Raw genomic sequence first — 17,670 nt, forward strand, 5'->3', positions numbered from 1 at the left:
AGCTTTTTGCATTTCTGGCCTTACTGTTCCTCGGGAAAGACGTCTTCCAGTCGATCCAGCGTCCACAGGCGCGGGAAGAGGCGTGCCCAGACAACGGCCACCACAATGGTGCCGACGCCACCAGCAATAACGGCTGCTTCCGGTCCGATTGCGGTTCCGAGCATTCCGCTTTCAAATTCGCCAAGCTGATTGCTGGATCCGATGAATAACGTGTTCACGGCGGAGACGCGCCCACGCATCGAATCCGGTGTTGCCAGCTGGATCAAGGACGAACGGATCACCACGCTGATGACGTCGGAAGCTCCCAGAACCATCAGGGCCACAATCGACAGCCAGACAGTGTGGGATGCGCCAAAGGCAATGGTCGCAATTCCAAATATGACGACTGATATGAACATGATGAGACCAGCACGCCCCTTCAGAGGGTACCGGGACAGCCCCAGAGACATCAGGAGGGCGCCAAAAGCGGGGGCGGCGCGGAGCAGGCCAAGTCCAATCGGACCGACATGCAGGATCCCATCTGCATAAACTGGCAGCATGGCCGTGGCGCCTCCCAGAAGCACGGCAAACAGATCAAGCGTAATGGCTCCAAGAAGATCCCGGCGGCGATTGAGGAAAGATAATCCTGCGAAAACCGATGCGAAGGTGACCGGTGCCTTGGCCGGTACAGTGTGAGTCAGTTTCAATGACACTGTGCCTGAAAAAGCCACGACAAATCCTGTCGCAGAGAGCCCGTAACAGACAACTGGCCCGATGCCATACAGCAGGCCGCCGAGGCTGGGGCCGACGATGGAAGCCGTCATGAACAGTGACGAAAGCAGGGCCTGTGCCCGGGGCAGAAGATTGGGTGGAGCAATGGCTGGAAGGAATGCCTGCTGACAGGGCATCTCGAAGCTTCTCACAACTCCATAGAACGCCGCGAATGTGTAGATCGCACCCGTTGTCAGAACATGGAATGCAGCCGCAAAAGCGAGTGCCGCCGTGGCCAGGATTTCGCAGACCTGGCAAATCAGGACGATAGCGCGTCTGTTGAAGCGATCTGCAACATGGCCTGAAACGAATGTCAGCGGGACCATGGGCAGGAACTGAGCCAGTCCCAGATATCCCAGTGATGCTACGTTATGGGTCAGTGCATAGATCTGCCATCCAATGGCGATCGTCATGGTTGTTGCGGAAAGCTGTGAGAAAATTCTTCCGACAATCAGGGACGGAAGGCCGGGAAGAGAGCGTAGGGCCTGATCAATCATTGCGGCACTTTAGGCATTTCCGTTGCGCAAGTTTATTGCAAAATTGCGAGACGGAAGGCAGAGGAAGACCATGACAGCCAATCAGACCCCCCAAACCGTTCATTATGCGACCGTCACCTGGGACCAGCTCCACCGTGACGCACGCCTTCTGGCCGCAACTCTCATGCAGAAGCACGGGCCTTTTCGCGGAATCGTTGCCATTACACGTGGTGGCCTGATCCCCGCTGCCATTCTTGGTCGCGAAATGGGATGCCGCCTGATCGAGAGCGTCTCGGTCATCAGCTATGCAGGCGAAGAAGGCACGCAGCACGAGCCGAAGGTCGTCAAGCCGCCCGTCGCCGCAGGAGATGGCGAAGGCTTCCTGATCGTGGATGATCTTGTGGATTCGGGTGTAACTGCCCGCATTGTTCGCGAGCTTCTCCCCAAAGCCGTGTTTGCCTGCCTTTACGCCAAGCCGGAAGGCAAGCCCTTCACTGATCACTTCGTAACAGAAGTCGCACAGGACACCTGGGTCCTGTTTCCTTGGGATACAGCGCCACTTTTCGTACCCCCGCTTGTAAGAAGCGAAGGCGAATAAAAAAACCCTCTTGCCTCGACCGGCCAGACATCCTAGGTTTCGGCCGGTTCGGGGCGTGGCGCAGCCTGGTAGCGCGCTTGTTTTGGGTACAAGAGGCCCCCGGTTCGAGTCCGGGCGCCCCGACCAGTTAATGGCCTCATTGATGCGCCCTTAGCTCAGATGGATAGAGCAACAGCCTTCTAAGCTGTGGGTCGATGGTTCGAGTCCATCAGGGCGCACCAGCCATCTCATGGCGCGGTCAGCGCCCATTTGCGTTTAAATTCAGTCGGATGGATTATTATCCTGATAGGCTTTGAGCAGAACTTTCTGCATGTCTGCATCAGGTGCGCCCAGAAAATTCTGCCTGAGGGATTTCTCTCCCTTGAGGCTCAACAGGCCCCAAGCTGCTGAATGGTCCTTCGCGAACACGACTTCAAGTTGTTCTGCCGCGCAGTCATGTGGACGGCACATATGCCCTAAAAAGTAGGGTTTACCGCCCAGATTGAAATTACTGATTGGTACAGATGTCGCTTGCGCTGTCGTTACCCATGATGGAAGGGTCAACATAGCCTGATACGCCTGTCTGAATCCGTTGGTCTGAGCCAGTTCAGCCGTAGTAGATGGTGTGGCCGCCGACGCCATCTGAATTGCCGCGAATGCAAAAAAGGCGAGAAACCGTCTAACCGTCCGCATATTTATAACCTTCAGAAGTCGTGGAGGCTTGTCAGCAGAACCCCTTGGCTTTCAAGCTTTTCCAGAACTGTTCTGGAGTCGCCTGCGATCCCCCGGCATGCATCAGGCACTACGTCCGTTTGATAACCGCACAGCACCGCATCCAACGCTGTCGCTGTCACGCAGTAATCAAGAGCCAGCCCACAGATGATAACGTGGTTCACGTCCAGCCCCTTTAATAACCCGTCCAACCCGGTAGAGGTTGCACGGTCGTTATCGAGAAACCCGGAATAGCTGTCCCGTTCCTGCAAGACCCCCTTGCGCACGATATGCGTCACGGGTTCAGGCCGAAGTGAGTCGGGAAAATCGGCCCCATGAGTTCCTGCAACGCAATGAGGCGGCCAAGGGCCACCCTGCGGGCTGAAAGAGCAGTGATGCGGGGGATGCCAGTCCTGCGTCGCAACAACAGCCCTGAACGGACGTCTGGTGAGGGCATTGACGGCTTTAAGAATGCTGTCGCCATCCGGGACGGCAAGTGTGCCGCCGGGCAGAAAGTCATTCTGGATATCAACGAGGATGAGAGCGGAGCGGCTGAGATCAGTCATCTTACGATCTAAGCAGCCTCGTTCACGTACTGGAAGTCAGTTCAGCCGTGTTACCAGCAACTGGTTGATTCTGAAGCCTTCCACATCAACGACCTCGAACCGGAATCCGGATGACTGCACGCTGTCCGCCTTGCGGGCCATGCGGCGCAGTCGGTTCATGACGAAACCGCCAACCGTGTCGAAATTCTGGGCGTCGTCGAACATGGGGATGTCCAGTTCGCGAATGACGTCGCCGATGGGGGCGGCGCCGTCAATGAGCCAGGATTTGTCGTCGCGACGAACAATGGCCTGTTCTTCGAACGGGCTGACCAGACCATCCATCAGTGCGCCCATGATGTCTTTGTACGTGATGAGTCCCACCACAAGGCCATATTCGTTGACAATCAGGGCAAAGCCGGCCGAGTGCGCCTCAAACTGGGCCAGGGTCTCCCACAGGTTGAGCGTGTCGGGCAGGGACAGAACATCACGACGCATCCGGAAGAGCTGGCTCGCCACCGGAACCAGGCCCGTACTTTTAGGCTGCGGTTCATCCACGACTGCGACCAGCACGTCTTCGGCACGAATGGACCCGATAACCTTGTCGAGGCCACCATCGCAGAGCGGATAGCGGGAATAGGGACGCACCCTGACTTTGTCGCGCTGGCTTTCCGGGCTCTCCTGCACGTCGAGGAAGACGATTTCATCGCGCGGCGTCATGGCAGACGTGACAGCACGGTCCTGAAGGCCGAGCACGTTCTGGATCATCTGGTGCTCTTCTTCAAGAAGGACGCCAGAGGCTGTTCCTGCTGCGAGAATGGCCCGTAGATCTTCCGGCGTCACGGGCTCGACTGTTGCTGCAGCCGGAATCTTGAGAAGTTTAAGCAGCCAGTCTGAGATCTTCGAGAAAACAAGAACTGCCGGATAGAGAACCTTGAGGGCAACGGCCGGAAACCAGCCGACCCTGAGTGCGATCCGGTCCGGTGCGTTCATTGCAATCCGCTTGGGCAGCAGATCTGCAAACAGGACGAACAGACCGGTGATCAGAATGAACGAGCATGCGGAGCCAAGCTTGTCGGCCAGTGACGGGGTCGTTCCGAGAAGGCGGAAACCTTCCGCAATCGGGTCGCTCAGCATGGACTCGCTGATGATGCCGCCTAGGACCCCGACTGCATTGAGGCAGATCTGCAGGACCGTGATGACCTGACCGCTGTTGCGGCGCAGCTTGAGAAACGCAACGGCCCTCGGGTCCCCCGCTTCCGCCTTGGAACGCAGCCGCACATCGCGGGCTGCAGCAAAGGAAATTTCAGACAGCGAGATCAGCACAGAGACGCCAATCAGCGCGACCGTGGCGAGAAGGCCCAGCAGGAGGAGAACAATCTGGTGCTGGGAAGAGGGGGAGACTGACATGCGGGAGGCGTTATACCCTGAAAAAGCGGTATGTTACCAACTTTCTCACGGTTCTGGTTTTGCAGTTCTGTTACAACCCCGCCAACACGCGCCAGCCGGTCTCATCGACGGTCTCAATTCCGAGTTCAGCGGCTTTTTTTGCCTTGGACCCGGCTTTTTCTCCCAAAACCACCAGAGACGTCTTTTTTGACACACTGTCCGTCACCTGGGCACCCAGACGCTCGGCAATGGCCTTGGCTTCCGGGCGCGTCATGGTGGTCATGGTGCCGGTGAAGACAATGACTTTTCCAGAAAGATGCCCTTCCGACGGGGCTTCTTCGGGCATGATGTCCGTGAGTTCCGAAGCCAGATCATCGAGGGTTTCGATATTATGGCCTTCTGAGAAAAACGCAGAAAGCTCATCGGCAATTGCATCGCCCACGCCCATGATTGCGCCAAGTGCGGCACGTTCATCAGAGTCTGGCCGAGCGGCCAACATGGCCGTACGCCAGTTTTCGAACGTCTGATAGTGCCGGGCAAGAAGCTGGGCGTTGCGCTCTCCAATGCGTCGAATGCCAAGGCCGAAAATGAGCCGGGACAGCGGGATAGTGCGTCGATCTTCAATGGCACGGAACAGGTTGTCTACCGAAAGGCGTCCCCAGCCGTCACGCTGGAGGAGTGCTTCCTCGTGCGTGCGCAGGCGGAAGATATCGCCGGGCGTACGGATATAGCCGATTTCGTGAAATTCCCGGATGCTGCGCTCGCCAAGGCCATCAATGTCGAAGGCGTTGCGCGAGACCATGTGGATCAGGCGCTCCACGAGCTGCGCTTCGCAGGTCAGGCCCCCGGTGCAGCGACGAACGGCTTCACCATGCACGCGCTCGGCGAGCGATCCGCAGACCGGGCAGTGGTCAGGATAGACGAAGGGCTCCGAACGTGGCTCCTCGCTCGGGACAGGTCCCAAAATCTGCGGGATGACGTCTCCTGCGCGTTGCAGGCGGACCAGATCGCCAACGCGCACATCCTTGCGGGCAATTTCGTCCTCGTTGTGCAGGGTCGCACGTGAGACGATGACGCCACCGACATTCACAGGTTCCAGATGCGCAACCGGGGTCAGGGCGCCCGTGCGACCGACCTGGATCTCAATGTCCCGCAGGCGCGTGATGGCCTGTTCTGCCGGAAATTTCCAGGCTATGGCCGAGCGTGGCGCACGGCCTACGAAGCCGAGCCGCTCCTGCAAAGTGATATCGTCCAGTTTGAAGACGATGCCATCGATATCGTAATCCAGCTCCGAGCGCTCGCGAGCCAGTTTTTCCACATAGGTTGGGATGTCACGGGCATGGGCGATCATTTCGGAGAGCGGATTGACCGTAAAACCCCATCCCCGCAGCTTTTCCAGATAGTCCCAGTGTGTCGTCGCAACTGGCGAGGACGTGTAGCCCTGAGCATAAGCGAAAAGGGAAAGCGGGCGACTACGCGTGATTTCCGCATCCAGTTGGCGAAGGGAGCCCGCTGCGGCGTTGCGGGGATTGGCGAAGGGCTTTGCTCCGCGCGCGACCTGCTGTTCATTGAGGGTCAGAAAGCTGCTCTTTGAAAGAAAGACTTCGCCGCGGATTTCGATCCGTTCAGGAAAATCTCCAGGCAGTTCGCGCGGAATGTCCTTCAAGGTCAATAAGTTGGCCGTAACGTCTTCGCCTTCGATGCCGTCTCCGCGCGTGGTTCCACGCACGAAACGCCCGTGTTCGTAGGTCAGGCTGATGGAGAGGCCATCGATTTTGGGTTCAGCCACGAACTGGAGTGCCTGAAGTCCGTCTTCGTCCAGACCAAGAAAGCGCCCGACCTTCGAGACAAACCCGTCGAAGCCTTCCGGATCGAAGACATTATCGAGGGACAGCATGGGAACGAGGTGGCGATATTTGCCGAAAGCAGAATCGGGAGTGGTGCCGACGCGCTGGCTGATACTGTCTTCGGAGCGAAGATCCGGATGTGCTTCCTCCAGCGCCAGAAGCTCTCGTCTGGCTGCGTCATAGACCGCATCAGAAACTTCGGGTTCATCACGTCCGTGATAGGCCTCGTCCCACCGCGTGAGGTCCGCTTCGAGTGCAGCGTGACGCTCGGCGGCAGAAACAGGGGCGATGGTCATGAAATCTGATGTCCCAGAAGGCTGTCGGCAGCCCCTCGGGCTGCGTCGGTAATGATGTCGCCCGCAAGCATCCGGGCGATTTCCTCGCGCCGGGCATCATGAGGCAGGGGTTCTGCCAGCGTTTCGGTCCGCTCATTGCGGATATGCTTGGCGATCCGCAGGTGGTGGTCGCCGCGGGCTGCAACCTGCGGACTGTGGGTGACGACCAGAACCTGTACGTCCTGCGCGACCTTGTGAAGCCGGTCGCCGATCGAGGACGCCGTGGCACCGCCAACGCCGGAATCGACCTCGTCGAACACCAGTGTGCCGACATCGGAGCGTTCCGCCAGAACCACTTTCAGTGCGAGCATGAGGCGTGACAGTTCACCGCCTGACGCCACCTTGGCGAGGGGGCCAGGAGACTGTCCGGGGTTGGCGGCGATCAGGAAGGACGCCTGTTCCATGCCCTGACTGTTCCAGTGATCGGGACCGAGCGGCAAGAGGGAGACAATAAAGCGGGCGCGCTCCAGTTTGACGGGGCGCAGTTCCGTGCTGACCGCCTTCTCAAGTTTTTCTGCAGCTTTTTTTCGGGCAGCGGAAAGTGTGCGTGCCGCGTCTTCGTAGGCGAGACGCGCTTCGGTCAAGGCAGTTTCCAGACGCGCCAGTTCGGCATTTCCGGAATCGAGGGCTGCAAGACGTCTTTTGAGCTCAGAGAGGAAAGCGGGAAGTTCTGCGACGGAGATGTTGTGCTTGCGCGCCTCTGCACGGAGCGCAAAAAGCCGCTCTTCTGTCTCTTCCAGCAGGCGGGGGTCGCCTTCTGTGTCTGCGGCAAGCCGGCTCAGCAGCATTTCGGCTTCGGCTAGGGCTTCTTCGGCTTTGCCGAGAGCGTCGAGCGCGTCTTGTGCCTGTGTTTGATGACTGTCGGAAAGTGTTTCCGTTTCCGTCGGTGCGGGCAGCAGTCTGGCCAATGCCCGGCTTGCGGAGCGAAGAGCCGCGGCAGGCGCAGAGGAGCGGCGGTCGCGAGGGGTCAGTTCGGATAGGGCGGCAGCAACGGCTTCTCCACGTCGTTCGGCGTGTTGAAGGCTGACGCGGGTTGCTGCGAGAGCATCTTCTTCGCCCTCCTGGGGGGCAAGACGTTCCAGATCATCGACCGTCTGTCGCAGCCATTCTTCCTCGCGTGCCGCAGCCTCCATATCGTTGCGTGCGGCTTTCAGGGCGGTGCGTGCCGACGCCCATTGCCTGAAAGTACGAGCCGTTTTTTCCCTGAGAGGCGGGGCAGTCCCAAAGGCATCCAGCAGATCAAGATGGGTGCTCTGATCGGCAAGTCCCATCTGTTCGTGCTGACCCTGAATTTCCACAAGATGGGCACCCACGCGGCGCAGCAGCCCCACGCCGACCGGCTGGTCACAGATATAGGCGCGGGAACGCGCGTCGGGAGTTACAATACGCCGCAGGACGATCGGGTCCATTGGGTCTTCGCGGATAATGCCGTGCTCGTCGAGCAGGGCAAAAACCGGATGATCGCTGGCGATTTCAAAAATAGCCGACACGCTGGCCTGAGTGGCTCCCGAGCGCACAAGGCCACCGCTGGCGCGCTCTCCGAGGGCCAGCCCCAGACTGTCGAGCAGGATGGACTTTCCAGCGCCGGTCTCGCCGGTCAGGACCGTCAGACCAGGCGCGAGACCAAGATCGAGCTTTTCGATCAGAACGACGTCGCGGATCGAGAGATGTGTCAGCATGACAGCAATGTTGGGAGCGTAGCGCCCCGTTTCAAAGGGGAAATATCAGAAGACGCTGTGCCAGGCCCGCGAGAAAAATCCGCGATGGTCCGGCTGGCCCGGATGTACGACCGGCTTCTTGAGATCGCCCTTGAGCAGATGGTTTTCCCGAAGATCATTATAGGCATAACGATACCACTGGCTGTCGGGATAGTTGTAACCAAGGACGGCGGCCGTCTGGTGTGCCTGATCTTTCAGACCAAGGGCCAGATAAACTTCAACAAGACGCTCGAGGGCTTCGGCGACATGGTTGGTCGTCTGGTAATCCTGCACGACGCGCTGGTAGCGTGTCATGGCAGCTTCGTAATTGCGTTGCTGCTGATACCAGCGGCCGACCAGCATTTCTTTGCCGGCCAGATGGTCGCGGCACAGATCGATCTTCAACTGGGCATCGCGGGCATAGGACGTTTGCGGGAAGCGGGTGATGACTTCTTCCAGCGCGTCCAGTGCTTCAACTGTGCCCTGCTGGTCGCGTTCGACGTTAGCAATCTGCTCGTAATAGCAAAGTGCACGTAGATAGAAGGCATAGGCCGCGTCGGGGCTTGTTGGGTGCAGCTGGAGATAGCGTTCGAGCTGCTGAACCGAAAGCGCGTATTCGCCTTGAAGGTAGTAGGAATACCCCTCCATCAGCTCCGCATTACCTGTGAAGCCGGAATAGGGATAGTTCTGCTGCAGCAGCTCGAATTCACCGCCAGCCAGTTCGTAATGGCCCGTGTGCAGGGCGTCGATCCCGTAATTATACAGGGTCTCAGCGTCAGCGGTTTTCGGAATCGCGGGTTTTTCGTGCTGATGCGAAAACAGGGAGCAGCCGGACAGCAGCAGAAGCCCGCTGACAGCCGCAGCTCTCAGAATGAAACCACCATTCGTGACCGATGCTTCAAAATGACGCTGAGTGCTGCTTGTCATACCTGCTCTTCCCGTGGAAGCCCGTCTTATATCACGGGAATGCGCTGACGAAAGACCTGCCATGTGTCTCAGGCGGCAACGCGGGCGCGCAGGGTCTTTGTAACGGAACGGGAGGGGGCTAAAGGAACGAAGCACCAGTTGGCAGAATCTGAAAAAACCTTACGCAGAAGTTTGTTATTCAGCGTGTGTCCGGACTTGTGGCCAATAAATCCGGCCTGCATCCGATGGCCGGCACAATATAGATCGCCGATGGCGTCTAGGAGTTTATGACGGGCAAACTCACGCTCGATTTTCAGGCCTGCGGGATTGAGAATGTTTTCTCCATCAACGACAACTGCGTTGTCCAGAGAACCGCCCCGGGCGAGCCCTATACTCTGAAGATACTCGATGTCCTGACGGTTCACGAAGGTTCGGCAAAAAGCAACTTCCTCCATGAATCGCTGCTCGTCCAGCTGCATGGCATAACGCTGGTTACCGATAGCCTGCGCTGGAAAACTCAGTGAGATGGCAAGAGACAATCCTCGCTGGGCGGGACGGAGCTCAGCGAACGCGCCATTCTCCCCTTCAACCCGGACATTGCGCAGGATTTCAATGACCTGCCGAGGCGTATCCAGGATCTGGCGGCCAGCACAGCGGATCAGGAACACAAAGGCGTCTGAAGCACCATCGAGAACCGGGAGTTCAGGACCGCTGACGGAAATCAGGATGTTGTCGATTTCGCAGGCATTCAAAGCTGCCATCAGGTGTTCGATTGTCGCAACACGAAGGGACGGGTCTGAATCGGATGCCGCAACGGTCGAAAGACGGGTATCTATAATATGGTCGTAGCGGGCCGGGAAAGACGGAGAGCCTTCCACGTCCGAGCGCTGGAACCTGACACCGGTATTGGCGGTCGCAGGAGAAAGAATCAGATCGACGGTTACGCCGCTGTGCAGGGCAATTCCCTGACAGTGAATGGGGTTGGCGAGAGTTGTCTGCAGATTTTTTGAGCCGTTGCGTTCCAGGCGGGAAGGCGTCCCGTCAATACCTGAAACCGTTTCCGGCCGCTTTGCATCAACACTTTTCGTCGTGTTGCCACCATGCGTGGGCGTAACCTGCATAAAGCCTCCGAAAAATCTACTTCCGGAGACTAGAAAACAGATACCGGGTCCCAGTTCCAGTCAACGATTGTTGCCGGATATTACCCCCTCACCAAGTCAATGAGGGGGTAATCGTTCAGCGACGCAGATAGGTGGGAATATCCAGATTGGAATCGTCACCACCGCTGGAAGACTGTTCCTGATGCTGCGGTGCCTGGGGCTGATAGGGGTCGCGCGTCGTGTTGGGTTCCGTACGCTGTGTGGGCTGCTGTGCCTGCTGCGGCTGTGCAGGGCGGCTGCGGAAGGCCCCTGTGACCATCCCAAACAGACTGCGAGGTGCTTCGGCCTGTGGCGGAGGCGCATGACGGGACGGATCAGAAAACAGACCAGCCCGGGGGGAAGGCTCGTGTGTATTTTCCTGACGCATCGACTGCTGCTCTGCGTTGGAAGGTTGGGGAGCGGGAGCTTCCTGCAGAGGCTGGGGAGCCGTATTCTGTGCGGGTTGCTGGGGATCGAGCGTGAAATTCGGACGCGGCGGTCCGCCAGCATAGGTGGAACCCGGCTGGAAAGACGGCGCAGTTGCACGCGGTGCTGCATTGTCGCGCGGAGGGGATTGGGGAGCAGAGTTCGTCTGTGGCGCTGTTCCCTGGCGGCTTTCACCCGGAGCCGATGGATCCTGACGGGGCTGGGTGTCGATGCCAGTTGCGACGACAGACACACGAACGCGGCCATTCAGCTTCTCATCGATCAGCGCACCAAAGATGATGTTGGCGTCGTCGGCAACTTCTTCGCGGATGCGATCTGCGGCGGCATTGACTTCATACAGGGTGAGATCTTCGCCACCAGTGATGTTGATGAGAAGGCCGCGCGCGCCAGCCATGGACGCGTCTTCCAGCAGCGGGTTGGAAATTGCACGCTCGGCTGCGAGGACTGCACGGTCTTCCGCATCTTCTTCGCTGGATGCTTCGCCTGTACCCATCATGGCCTTGCCCATCTCTTCCATTACGGCCTTGACGTCCGCGAAATCGAGATTGATGAGCCCTGGAGAAACCATGAGGTCCGTAATGCCGCGCACACCCATGTTCAGGACGTTGTCGGCCATCCGGAATGCTTCACGGAACGTCGTGTTCTGTGTCGCAGAATTGAACAGGTTCTGGTTCGGGATAACGATCAGCGTATCGACATGTTTCTGGAGTTCGGCGATGCCGACTTCAGCTGCAGTTGTGCGGCGGCGACCTTCAAAATTGAAGGGCTTGGAGACAACGCCAACTGTCAGGACACCGCGTTCACGGGCCATGCGGGCAATGACCGGAGCCGCACCTGTGCCCGTGCCGCCACCCATGCCAGCCGTGATGAAGACAAGATTCGCACCTTCAAGCTGCCTGTCAATTTCCTGAGCGGCCTCTTCTGCTGCTTCCCGACCGATTTCAGGTTTGGCGCCTGCACCCAGACCGCGTGTCAGATGCGGGCCAAGCTGGACGCGGCGTTCAGCTTTCGAGTGGGCAAGCTGCTGGGCGTCGGTATTGGCAACGACGAATTCGACCCCCTTGAGTTCAGACGCGATCATGTTGTCGACAGCGTTCGTACCGCCGCCGCCAACGCCGATCACGGTAATCCGTGGCGCCAGTTCAACGTGGGAATTGGGAGTAGGAGTAAGGTTCAGCGTCATGATCTGGTCCGGAACTTCATGAAAGCGACAGGTGAGGGCGTTACGATCTGTAGTAGCTTATACATTATTGCGTATGAAGCCTACGAGACGTTTAACAAGTCCGCGAGGTCTTGGTTCGGGCGCGGAAATATCTCCGAAGTCCCGATCCGCACCCGCTGCCCAGGCCAGAAGCCCCGCAGCGGTTGAAAAGCCTGCCGAAGCCGCGGCCGTCTCTGGCAGGCCATAGATATTCTGGGGTTTTCCCATCCGCACGGGGCGCCCGAGGATGCGGGTTGCAACGGGGACGATCCCTTCAAGAAGGGAAGCGCCACCCGTGAGAACGACACGGCCGTTGGCCAGTCGGCCCAGCCCCGCATTGTCGAGTGACTGCCGGACGAGTTCCAGCGTTTCCTCGATGCGCGGCTGGATGACGGAAATGACCTTGGAGCGCTGAAGGCGCACCAGCCGGTCGCTGTTCTCGCCGATCAGGGGAACCGACAGGATTTCCCTCTGGTCATCGGAGCCCATCTGGGCTGCGCCATACATCGTCTTGAGACGCTCGGCCGTTTCCAGCGATGTCGACAGGACGCCTGCGATGTCGCGGGTCACGTGTAGGCCGCCGACGCGGATCTGGGCTGTGTGGAGCAGTTTGCCCTCGCAGAATACGGCAAGAGACGTGGTGCCGCCGCCCATTTCCACGACGGTCACGCCAAGCTCCCGCTCTTCGGCTGCCAGCACTGAAACGCCCGAGGCAAAGGGACTTGCAACCAGCCCGTCCAGCTTGAGTTCCGCATGTTGCAGCACGGCATCCAGAGTGCGCAGTGCGCTAGAATTCATGTCCACGACGTGCATCCGGGTGGCCAGTTCTTCGCACTGATGGCCGATGGGATCTGCAATTCCGGGAATGGAATCCACGACATATCCGATGGGGAGGGTGTGGATGACCTCACGGCCTTCCATCCAGGCACGGGCCTGTCCTTCCGCAATGAGACGCTGGACGTCTCCTGCGGTCACTTCACGGCCACCGATTGGAATTTGTGCATCAACCAGACGGCTCAGCGGCCTGCCGCAGGACAGGTTGACGACCAGTGAGTCCATGCGTCGCTCAGCGGCTTCCTCGGCCTGTCCGACCGTGGCCCGGATGGCGGCTTCGGCTTCGCGGATATCGACGATCGATCCTGAACGGATACCGTGAGAACGGCGCCATCCGTGGCCCAGAACCTGAATGGACCCGTCGGCCTCACCCTTGCCGATCAGGCATGTCATTTTCGTCGTGCCGATATCCAGCGCACCGAAAATGCCCGGACGCCATGCGATACTGCGATGCGTTTCCTCTGGCGGGAGGGGCAGGATATCACGCGGAACCCGATTGACGCTCGCATCACGTTCGCCGCCAACGGGGATGAGGGACCGGCCCCTCAGACCGCCCCGGCGACGGAATGCCGGAAGATCTGACATGGAGGTAAGGTCATTCATGGCTGCTTCGTGCTGTCTGCTGGTGGTGGAGATGAGGACGGATCGGTTTTCGTCCCTTCTGTCGGGGGAGCGGCCTGTGGCGGCTGGTGGACGACCATTCTGTCCGGAAGGCGCAGATCAATAGACTGCACCGGACGTTCCAGAAGGCGCATGCTCTGTTGGTAACGCGCAAGGCGCGTAAAGGCTGCGGCTTCTTCGCCCTCAGGCAACAAAACAGTGGTGCCGTCCTTGAGAGTTGCGTTCCAGCGGCGGTTTCCTACCCGGATCAGAGCTGCCACCTGGCTTTTGACCAGCGGTTCGTGGTTCAGGGCATCGATCACTGTTGCGGCGGCTGTATTCGCACCTTCGCCCACCACAAGGGGAAGCTGGAGAAATGCTTGTGCATTTTTGCCCGTCAGACCCTGATCAGACACTTCTTCACCGGCACGGTTGATCAGCATGAAGTGCCCCCGATCCTGCCAGACGGCGATCGGGGTGCGCTCCACGAGCGTAATGATGACCGTATCGGGCATGTGCCGTTCGACTGTTGCATGATCGATGAAGGGAAGCTCATCAAGCCGTTGACGCGCGCGCTCAACGGAAAATCCGAAAATCGGATGCCCGATGGTTGTTCCCAGAGCCTCATCAATCGAGGCTTCACTCGTCATACCACGGCCGTTGATAACGATGTGGCGGATGGGTAGCGGTTCCATCTCTACCAGACGCGCCCGAAGCGGGGCGAAGCGCTCTTCAGACGCAGCATCATACAACAGGCGGACGCCAGCACCGGCAATTCCCATCACAACCAGAAACACGATCGCAGGCCAGACCAGCCGCCGTTGCCGGCGCCAGAACAGCTTTGCCCGTGATGGACGGTCTTCCTGAGGCGGGAAGGCCCCGGAATACCGGTCCCGGACAAAATCGTCTCTCTGAAAGGACGGATCCTCCCGCATCAGCGCGTCAGTGCCTCCTGGACCATCCAGTCACACAGGTCCGGATAGGAAATTCCGCAATAGGCGGCCTGCTCTGGAAGAAGCGATGTTGGTGTCATGCCGGGCTGTGTGTTGACCTCAAGGATGACCAGCGTGTCGGTGTCCTCGTCGTAGCGAAAATCCGTACGGCTCGCGCCCTGACAGCCCAGCGTTTGATGGGCGCGCAGGGCGTAATCGAGTGCGTGCTCTGTCACGGCCTGCGGAAGTTCCGCAGGAACCACGTGACGCGAGCCGCCCGCCTTGTACTTGGCTTCGAAGTCGTAGAACGCAGCCGTTTCGCTGGGCAGGATGTCTGTGACTGCGAGCGCCCGGTCTCCCATGACGCTGGCGGTCAGTTCCCGGCCCGGGATGAAGCTCTCGACCAGCGCTTCTTTTCCGAAGCGCCAGGTCTGTGCGATTTCCGCACGGCGGTTATCGCCTGTCCGCACGATTTCGACCCCGACGGACGAACCTTCGGCCACGGGCTTGATGACGTAAGGTGCGGGAAGCGGATCGGCTTCGGCCAGTTCCTCGACCGTCACCACACGGCCCTGCGCCACCGGCAGGCCGGCTGCGGCCAGAAGAATGCGGGTGGCGCCCTTGTCCATTGCTACAGCCGAAGCACGGATGCCGGAATGGGTGTAGGGCAGACCGAGCCATTCCAGAACGCCCTGAATGGCGCCATCTTCACCACGCGGGCCGTGGAGGGCATTGAAAACTACGTCCGGAGCGGCAGTTTTCAGTTGGGCGATGGTCGTTGCGATGTCCGGTCCGACGTCAATCGGGGTGACGTCATGTCCCTTTTCGCGCAGCGCTTCGATCGCGGCCTCGCCACTGACGAGACTGACAGGCCGCTCACTGGATGTTCCCCCCAACAGGACTGCGACCTTCATACCGTCTGTTCTCCTTCGGACTGACGTCCGATCCTTTTGATTTCCCAATGCAGGTCCACGCCGCTCTGTGCCAGCACTTTTTCGCGCACGGCTTCACCCAGCGTTTCCAGATCCGCGCTGCTGGCCTGTCCCAGATTGAGCAGGAAGTTACAGTGCTTCTCGCTGACCTGCGCGTCCCCGATCTGAAGACCACGGCACCCGGCATCGTCAATGAGTTGCCAGGCCTTGTGGCCTGCTGGATTACGGAATGTGGAGCCACCGGTGCGCGCCCGAACAGGCTGTGAGGCCTCGCGCGAAGCCCGGATGTCTGCAATGCGGCTGCGGATAGCGTCTGCGTTGTCCGGTGTGCCGCGGAGGCTGGCGCGGATGACCACGCTGCCTTCGGGAAGCTCTGAATGACGATAGGCAAAGCCGAGGTCGTCATGTGACAGGCGAAGGAGTTCGCCTTCGGCCGTCAGGATGTCTGCCCATTCGAGAACGGCATTGATATCCGATCCATAGGCGCCCGCATTCATGCGGACGGCGCCGCCGATCGAGCCCGGAATGCCAGCCAGAAACTCCAGCCCCGCCAATCCTGCGGCTGCGGCGTATTCAGCTACCGTAATGTCGAGAGCGGCTGCACCCACGATCAGGCTGTCGCCCTGCACGTCAATATCCGCAAAGCCGCGCGCCAGACGGATGACCGTACCGGCAATGCCACCGTCGCGGATGATGACGTTCGAGCATGCACCCAGAATCGTAACCGGCATGGTCGCCGGCTTTCCGCGCAGGAAAAGGGTCAGATCGTCCCGGTCTTCGGGGACGAACAGCCAGTCCGCCGGGCCGCCCACGCGGAACCATGCGCGGGGGCCCAGCGGGGCGTTCGGGGTCAGCCGACCGCGCAGGCCCGTGACGGGAAAGTCGCTGTTGACCGTCATACCGCGCCTTCGGTTGCGGGCTGGCGGTTCAGGGCTTCGAGCTGTGCGGGAAGGGCCTGCGCCCACTGGGTGATGGTGCCGGCGCCGAGGCAGACGACGTAATCGCCAGGCTTGGCGATGGCGTTGATCATTTCCGCCAGATGGGCCGGATCGGGGAGCGGCACGACGGAGCGGTGGCCGCGGTCACGCAGACCTTCGACAAGCGCATCGCGGCCCGCACCGTCGATCGGTGCTTCGCCCGCGGCATAGACATCCGCCACGATGACTGTGTCCGCGTCGTTCATGCAGGTGCAGAACTCGTTGAACAGGACCTTCAGGCGGGAATAGCGGTGCGGCTGCATGACGGCGATGACGTTGCGCGCACCGGCCTGACGGGCAGCCTTGAGCACGGCGGCGATTTCGACCGGGTGATGGCCGTAATCGTCGATAATGGAGATGCCGTTATATTCGCCCGTGCGCGTAAAGCGGCGCTTGACGCCCTTGAAGGTCGTCAGGGCGGACGCGATCACGGAATCACTGATTTCCATTTCAAGCGCGACGGCGATGGCCGCGAGCGAGTTCAGGACGTTGTGGTGTCCAAGCATCGGCAGGCGGAACGGCCCGGCGCGGCGCGAGCGGTTGCGCTGGCGGTTGGTGACGACGACCTCGAATGTGGCGCCGCGCTTGTCCATGACAACCTTTTCGGCGCGCACATCAGCCTGCGGGCTGAAGCCATAGGTGATGACGCGATGATCCGACAGGCGAGGGATCATCTGCTGCACCTGCGGGTGATCCACGCAGAGAACGGCAAAGCCGTAGAACGGGATGTTCGAGACGAACTGGTCATAGCCGGCCTGCATGGCCTCTTCCGTGCCCCAGTGATCCAGATGTTCCGGATCCATGTTGGTTACCACCGCAATCACGGCTGGCAGGCGCAGGAAGGATCCGTCGCTTTCATCGGCCTCGACGACCATCCAGTCGCCCGAGCCCATACGCGTGTTGGTGCCGTAAGCCTCGATTATGCCGCCATTGATGACGGTCGGGTCCAGACGCGCATGTTCGAGCACGCAGGCCACAAGGCTCGTCGTGGTCGTTTTGCCATGCGTTCCGCCGATCGCGACGGACCAGCGCAGGCGCATCAGTTCGGCCAGCATTTCCGCGCGCCGCACGACGGGAATGAGCTTGGCGCGGGCAGCTACGACTTCCGGATTGTCCTTTTTCACGGCCGTCGAGGTTACGACGACCTGCGCATCGCCCAGATTGGTGGCGTCATGGCCAATATGCACGACAATCCCGGACTGGCGCAGGCGCTGCACATTGGCGCCCTCGGCAATATCGGAGCCCTGCACCTTATAGCCCAGCATGTGCAGGACCTCGGCGATACCGGACATGCCGATGCCGCCGATGCCGACGAAGTGAATGGTTCCGATGTTCAGGGGCAGGGCGCGCATGGGGCAGGTACTCTTGGGCAAGAACG

Annotated in this window: 15 protein-coding genes and 2 tRNA genes; 3 read left to right on the forward strand and 14 right to left on the reverse strand. The window is 59.7% G+C overall.

Annotated elements, in window-relative coordinates; genetic code table 11:
- Positions 1–20 precede the first annotated feature (20 nt).
- On the reverse strand, positions 21–1,247 hold the full coding sequence (locus JK202_RS01940) for an MFS transporter (protein ID WP_211557538.1): 1,227 nt from the start codon (positions 1,245–1,247) through the stop codon (positions 21–23).
- Positions 1,248–1,317: 70 nt separating this feature from the next.
- Here JK202_RS01940 and gpt point away from each other — a divergent pair, with 70 nt between their 5' ends.
- The 3 genes from gpt to JK202_RS01955 all read left to right on the forward strand — a co-directional run bounded on the left by gpt (position 1,318) and on the right by JK202_RS01955 (position 2,045).
- Positions 1,318–1,824 (forward strand): xanthine phosphoribosyltransferase, encoded by a 507-nt coding sequence (gpt, locus tag JK202_RS01945; protein ID WP_211557540.1) that lies wholly within the window; start codon positions 1,318–1,320, stop codon positions 1,822–1,824.
- Between the two features lie 49 nt (positions 1,825–1,873).
- A tRNA-Pro gene (locus tag JK202_RS01950) sits at positions 1,874–1,950 on the forward strand.
- An 18-nt stretch (positions 1,951–1,968) separates the two neighbouring features.
- A tRNA-Arg gene (locus JK202_RS01955) sits at positions 1,969–2,045 on the forward strand.
- Positions 2,046–2,085: 40 nt separating this feature from the next.
- Here JK202_RS01955 and JK202_RS01960 read toward each other — a convergent pair.
- From JK202_RS01960 to murC, 13 genes are all read right to left on the reverse strand, one after another.
- Positions 2,086–2,445 (reverse strand): Ivy family c-type lysozyme inhibitor, encoded by a 360-nt coding sequence (locus JK202_RS01960; protein WP_211557542.1) that lies wholly within the window; start codon positions 2,443–2,445, stop codon positions 2,086–2,088.
- Between the two features lie 62 nt (positions 2,446–2,507).
- Positions 2,508–3,080, reverse strand: a complete 573-nt coding sequence (locus JK202_RS01965) for a nicotinamidase (RefSeq protein WP_211557543.1) — start codon at positions 3,078–3,080, stop codon at positions 2,508–2,510.
- Positions 3,081–3,116: 36 nt separating this feature from the next.
- Positions 3,117–4,466, reverse strand: coding sequence for a hemolysin family protein (locus tag JK202_RS01970; RefSeq protein WP_211557544.1), 1,350 nt, complete (start codon positions 4,464–4,466; stop codon positions 3,117–3,119).
- Positions 4,467–4,536: 70 nt separating this feature from the next.
- Positions 4,537–6,588, reverse strand: a complete 2,052-nt coding sequence (gene ligA, locus JK202_RS01975; RefSeq protein WP_211557545.1) for an NAD-dependent DNA ligase LigA — start codon at positions 6,586–6,588, stop codon at positions 4,537–4,539.
- Positions 6,585–8,306 carry a DNA repair protein RecN gene (recN, locus tag JK202_RS01980; protein ID WP_211557546.1) on the reverse strand — a complete coding sequence of 574 codons (1,722 nt, stop codon included), beginning with the start codon at positions 8,304–8,306 and terminating at the stop codon, positions 6,585–6,587. Before recN ends, ligA begins: the two co-directional genes overlap by 4 nt.
- Before the next feature lie 45 nt (positions 8,307–8,351).
- A complete protein-coding gene (locus tag JK202_RS01985) occupies positions 8,352–9,251 on the reverse strand; it encodes an outer membrane protein assembly factor BamD (protein ID WP_211557548.1) in 900 nt (299 codons plus the stop codon).
- A 68-nt stretch (positions 9,252–9,319) separates the two neighbouring features.
- On the reverse strand, positions 9,320–10,351 hold the full coding sequence (lpxC, locus tag JK202_RS01990) for a UDP-3-O-acyl-N-acetylglucosamine deacetylase (RefSeq protein ID WP_211557551.1): 1,032 nt from the start codon (positions 10,349–10,351) through the stop codon (positions 9,320–9,322).
- A 115-nt stretch (positions 10,352–10,466) separates the two neighbouring features.
- A complete protein-coding gene (gene ftsZ / locus JK202_RS01995) occupies positions 10,467–11,999 on the reverse strand; it encodes a cell division protein FtsZ (protein WP_211557553.1) in 1,533 nt (510 codons plus the stop codon).
- Positions 12,000–12,056: 57 nt separating this feature from the next.
- Positions 12,057–13,454 (reverse strand): cell division protein FtsA, encoded by a 1,398-nt coding sequence (gene ftsA / locus JK202_RS02000; RefSeq protein ID WP_211557554.1) that lies wholly within the window; start codon positions 13,452–13,454, stop codon positions 12,057–12,059.
- Positions 13,451–14,386 (reverse strand): cell division protein FtsQ/DivIB, encoded by a 936-nt coding sequence (locus JK202_RS02005; RefSeq protein ID WP_211557555.1) that lies wholly within the window; start codon positions 14,384–14,386, stop codon positions 13,451–13,453. Before JK202_RS02005 ends, ftsA begins: the two co-directional genes overlap by 4 nt.
- On the reverse strand, positions 14,386–15,297 hold the full coding sequence (locus JK202_RS02010; protein WP_211557556.1) for a D-alanine--D-alanine ligase: 912 nt from the start codon (positions 15,295–15,297) through the stop codon (positions 14,386–14,388). The genes JK202_RS02005 and JK202_RS02010 overlap by 1 nt, the downstream gene beginning before the upstream one ends.
- The gene (gene murB / locus JK202_RS02015) at positions 15,294–16,214 is read right to left on the reverse strand and encodes a UDP-N-acetylmuramate dehydrogenase (protein ID WP_211557557.1); all 921 of its coding nucleotides are present in this window, start codon (positions 16,212–16,214) and stop codon (positions 15,294–15,296) included. Before murB ends, JK202_RS02010 begins: the two co-directional genes overlap by 4 nt.
- Positions 16,211–17,644, reverse strand: coding sequence for a UDP-N-acetylmuramate--L-alanine ligase (gene murC, locus JK202_RS02020; protein WP_211557558.1), 1,434 nt, complete (start codon positions 17,642–17,644; stop codon positions 16,211–16,213). Before murC ends, murB begins: the two co-directional genes overlap by 4 nt.
- Positions 17,645–17,670 lie beyond the last annotated feature (26 nt).

This window comes from Gluconobacter sp. Dm-62 (genome assembly GCF_018256155.1).
GTDB lineage: Bacteria > Pseudomonadota > Alphaproteobacteria > Acetobacterales > Acetobacteraceae > Gluconobacter.

Coding starts and splice junctions, on each gene's coding strand:
- ftsZ (WP_211557553.1), bottom strand. CDS start 11,999: ATGACGCTGAACCTTACTCCTACTCCCAATTCCCACGTTGAACTGGCG.
- ftsA (WP_211557554.1), bottom strand. CDS start 13,454: ATGAATGACCTTACCTCCATGTCAGATCTTCCGGCATTCCGTCGCCGG.
- lpxC (WP_211557551.1), bottom strand. CDS start 10,351: ATGCAGGTTACGCCCACGCATGGTGGCAACACGACGAAAAGTGTTGAT.
- JK202_RS02010 (WP_211557556.1), bottom strand. CDS start 15,297: ATGAAGGTCGCAGTCCTGTTGGGGGGAACATCCAGTGAGCGGCCTGTC.
- JK202_RS01940 (WP_211557538.1), bottom strand. CDS start 1,247: ATGATTGATCAGGCCCTACGCTCTCTTCCCGGCCTTCCGTCCCTGATT.
- gpt (WP_211557540.1), top strand. CDS start 1,318: ATGACAGCCAATCAGACCCCCCAAACCGTTCATTATGCGACCGTCACC.
- JK202_RS01960 (WP_211557542.1), bottom strand. CDS start 2,445: ATGGCGTCGGCGGCCACACCATCTACTACGGCTGAACTGGCTCAGACC.
- JK202_RS02005 (WP_211557555.1), bottom strand. CDS start 14,386: ATGCGGGAGGATCCGTCCTTTCAGAGAGACGATTTTGTCCGGGACCGG.
- JK202_RS01970 (WP_211557544.1), bottom strand. CDS start 4,466: ATGTCAGTCTCCCCCTCTTCCCAGCACCAGATTGTTCTCCTCCTGCTG.
- ligA (WP_211557545.1), bottom strand. CDS start 6,588: ATGACCATCGCCCCTGTTTCTGCCGCCGAGCGTCACGCTGCACTCGAA.
- JK202_RS01965 (WP_211557543.1), bottom strand. CDS start 3,080: ATGACTGATCTCAGCCGCTCCGCTCTCATCCTCGTTGATATCCAGAAT.
- murC (WP_211557558.1), bottom strand. CDS start 17,644: ATGCGCGCCCTGCCCCTGAACATCGGAACCATTCACTTCGTCGGCATC.
- JK202_RS01985 (WP_211557548.1), bottom strand. CDS start 9,251: ATGACAAGCAGCACTCAGCGTCATTTTGAAGCATCGGTCACGAATGGT.
- recN (WP_211557546.1), bottom strand. CDS start 8,306: ATGCTGACACATCTCTCGATCCGCGACGTCGTTCTGATCGAAAAGCTC.
- murB (WP_211557557.1), bottom strand. CDS start 16,214: ATGACGGTCAACAGCGACTTTCCCGTCACGGGCCTGCGCGGTCGGCTG.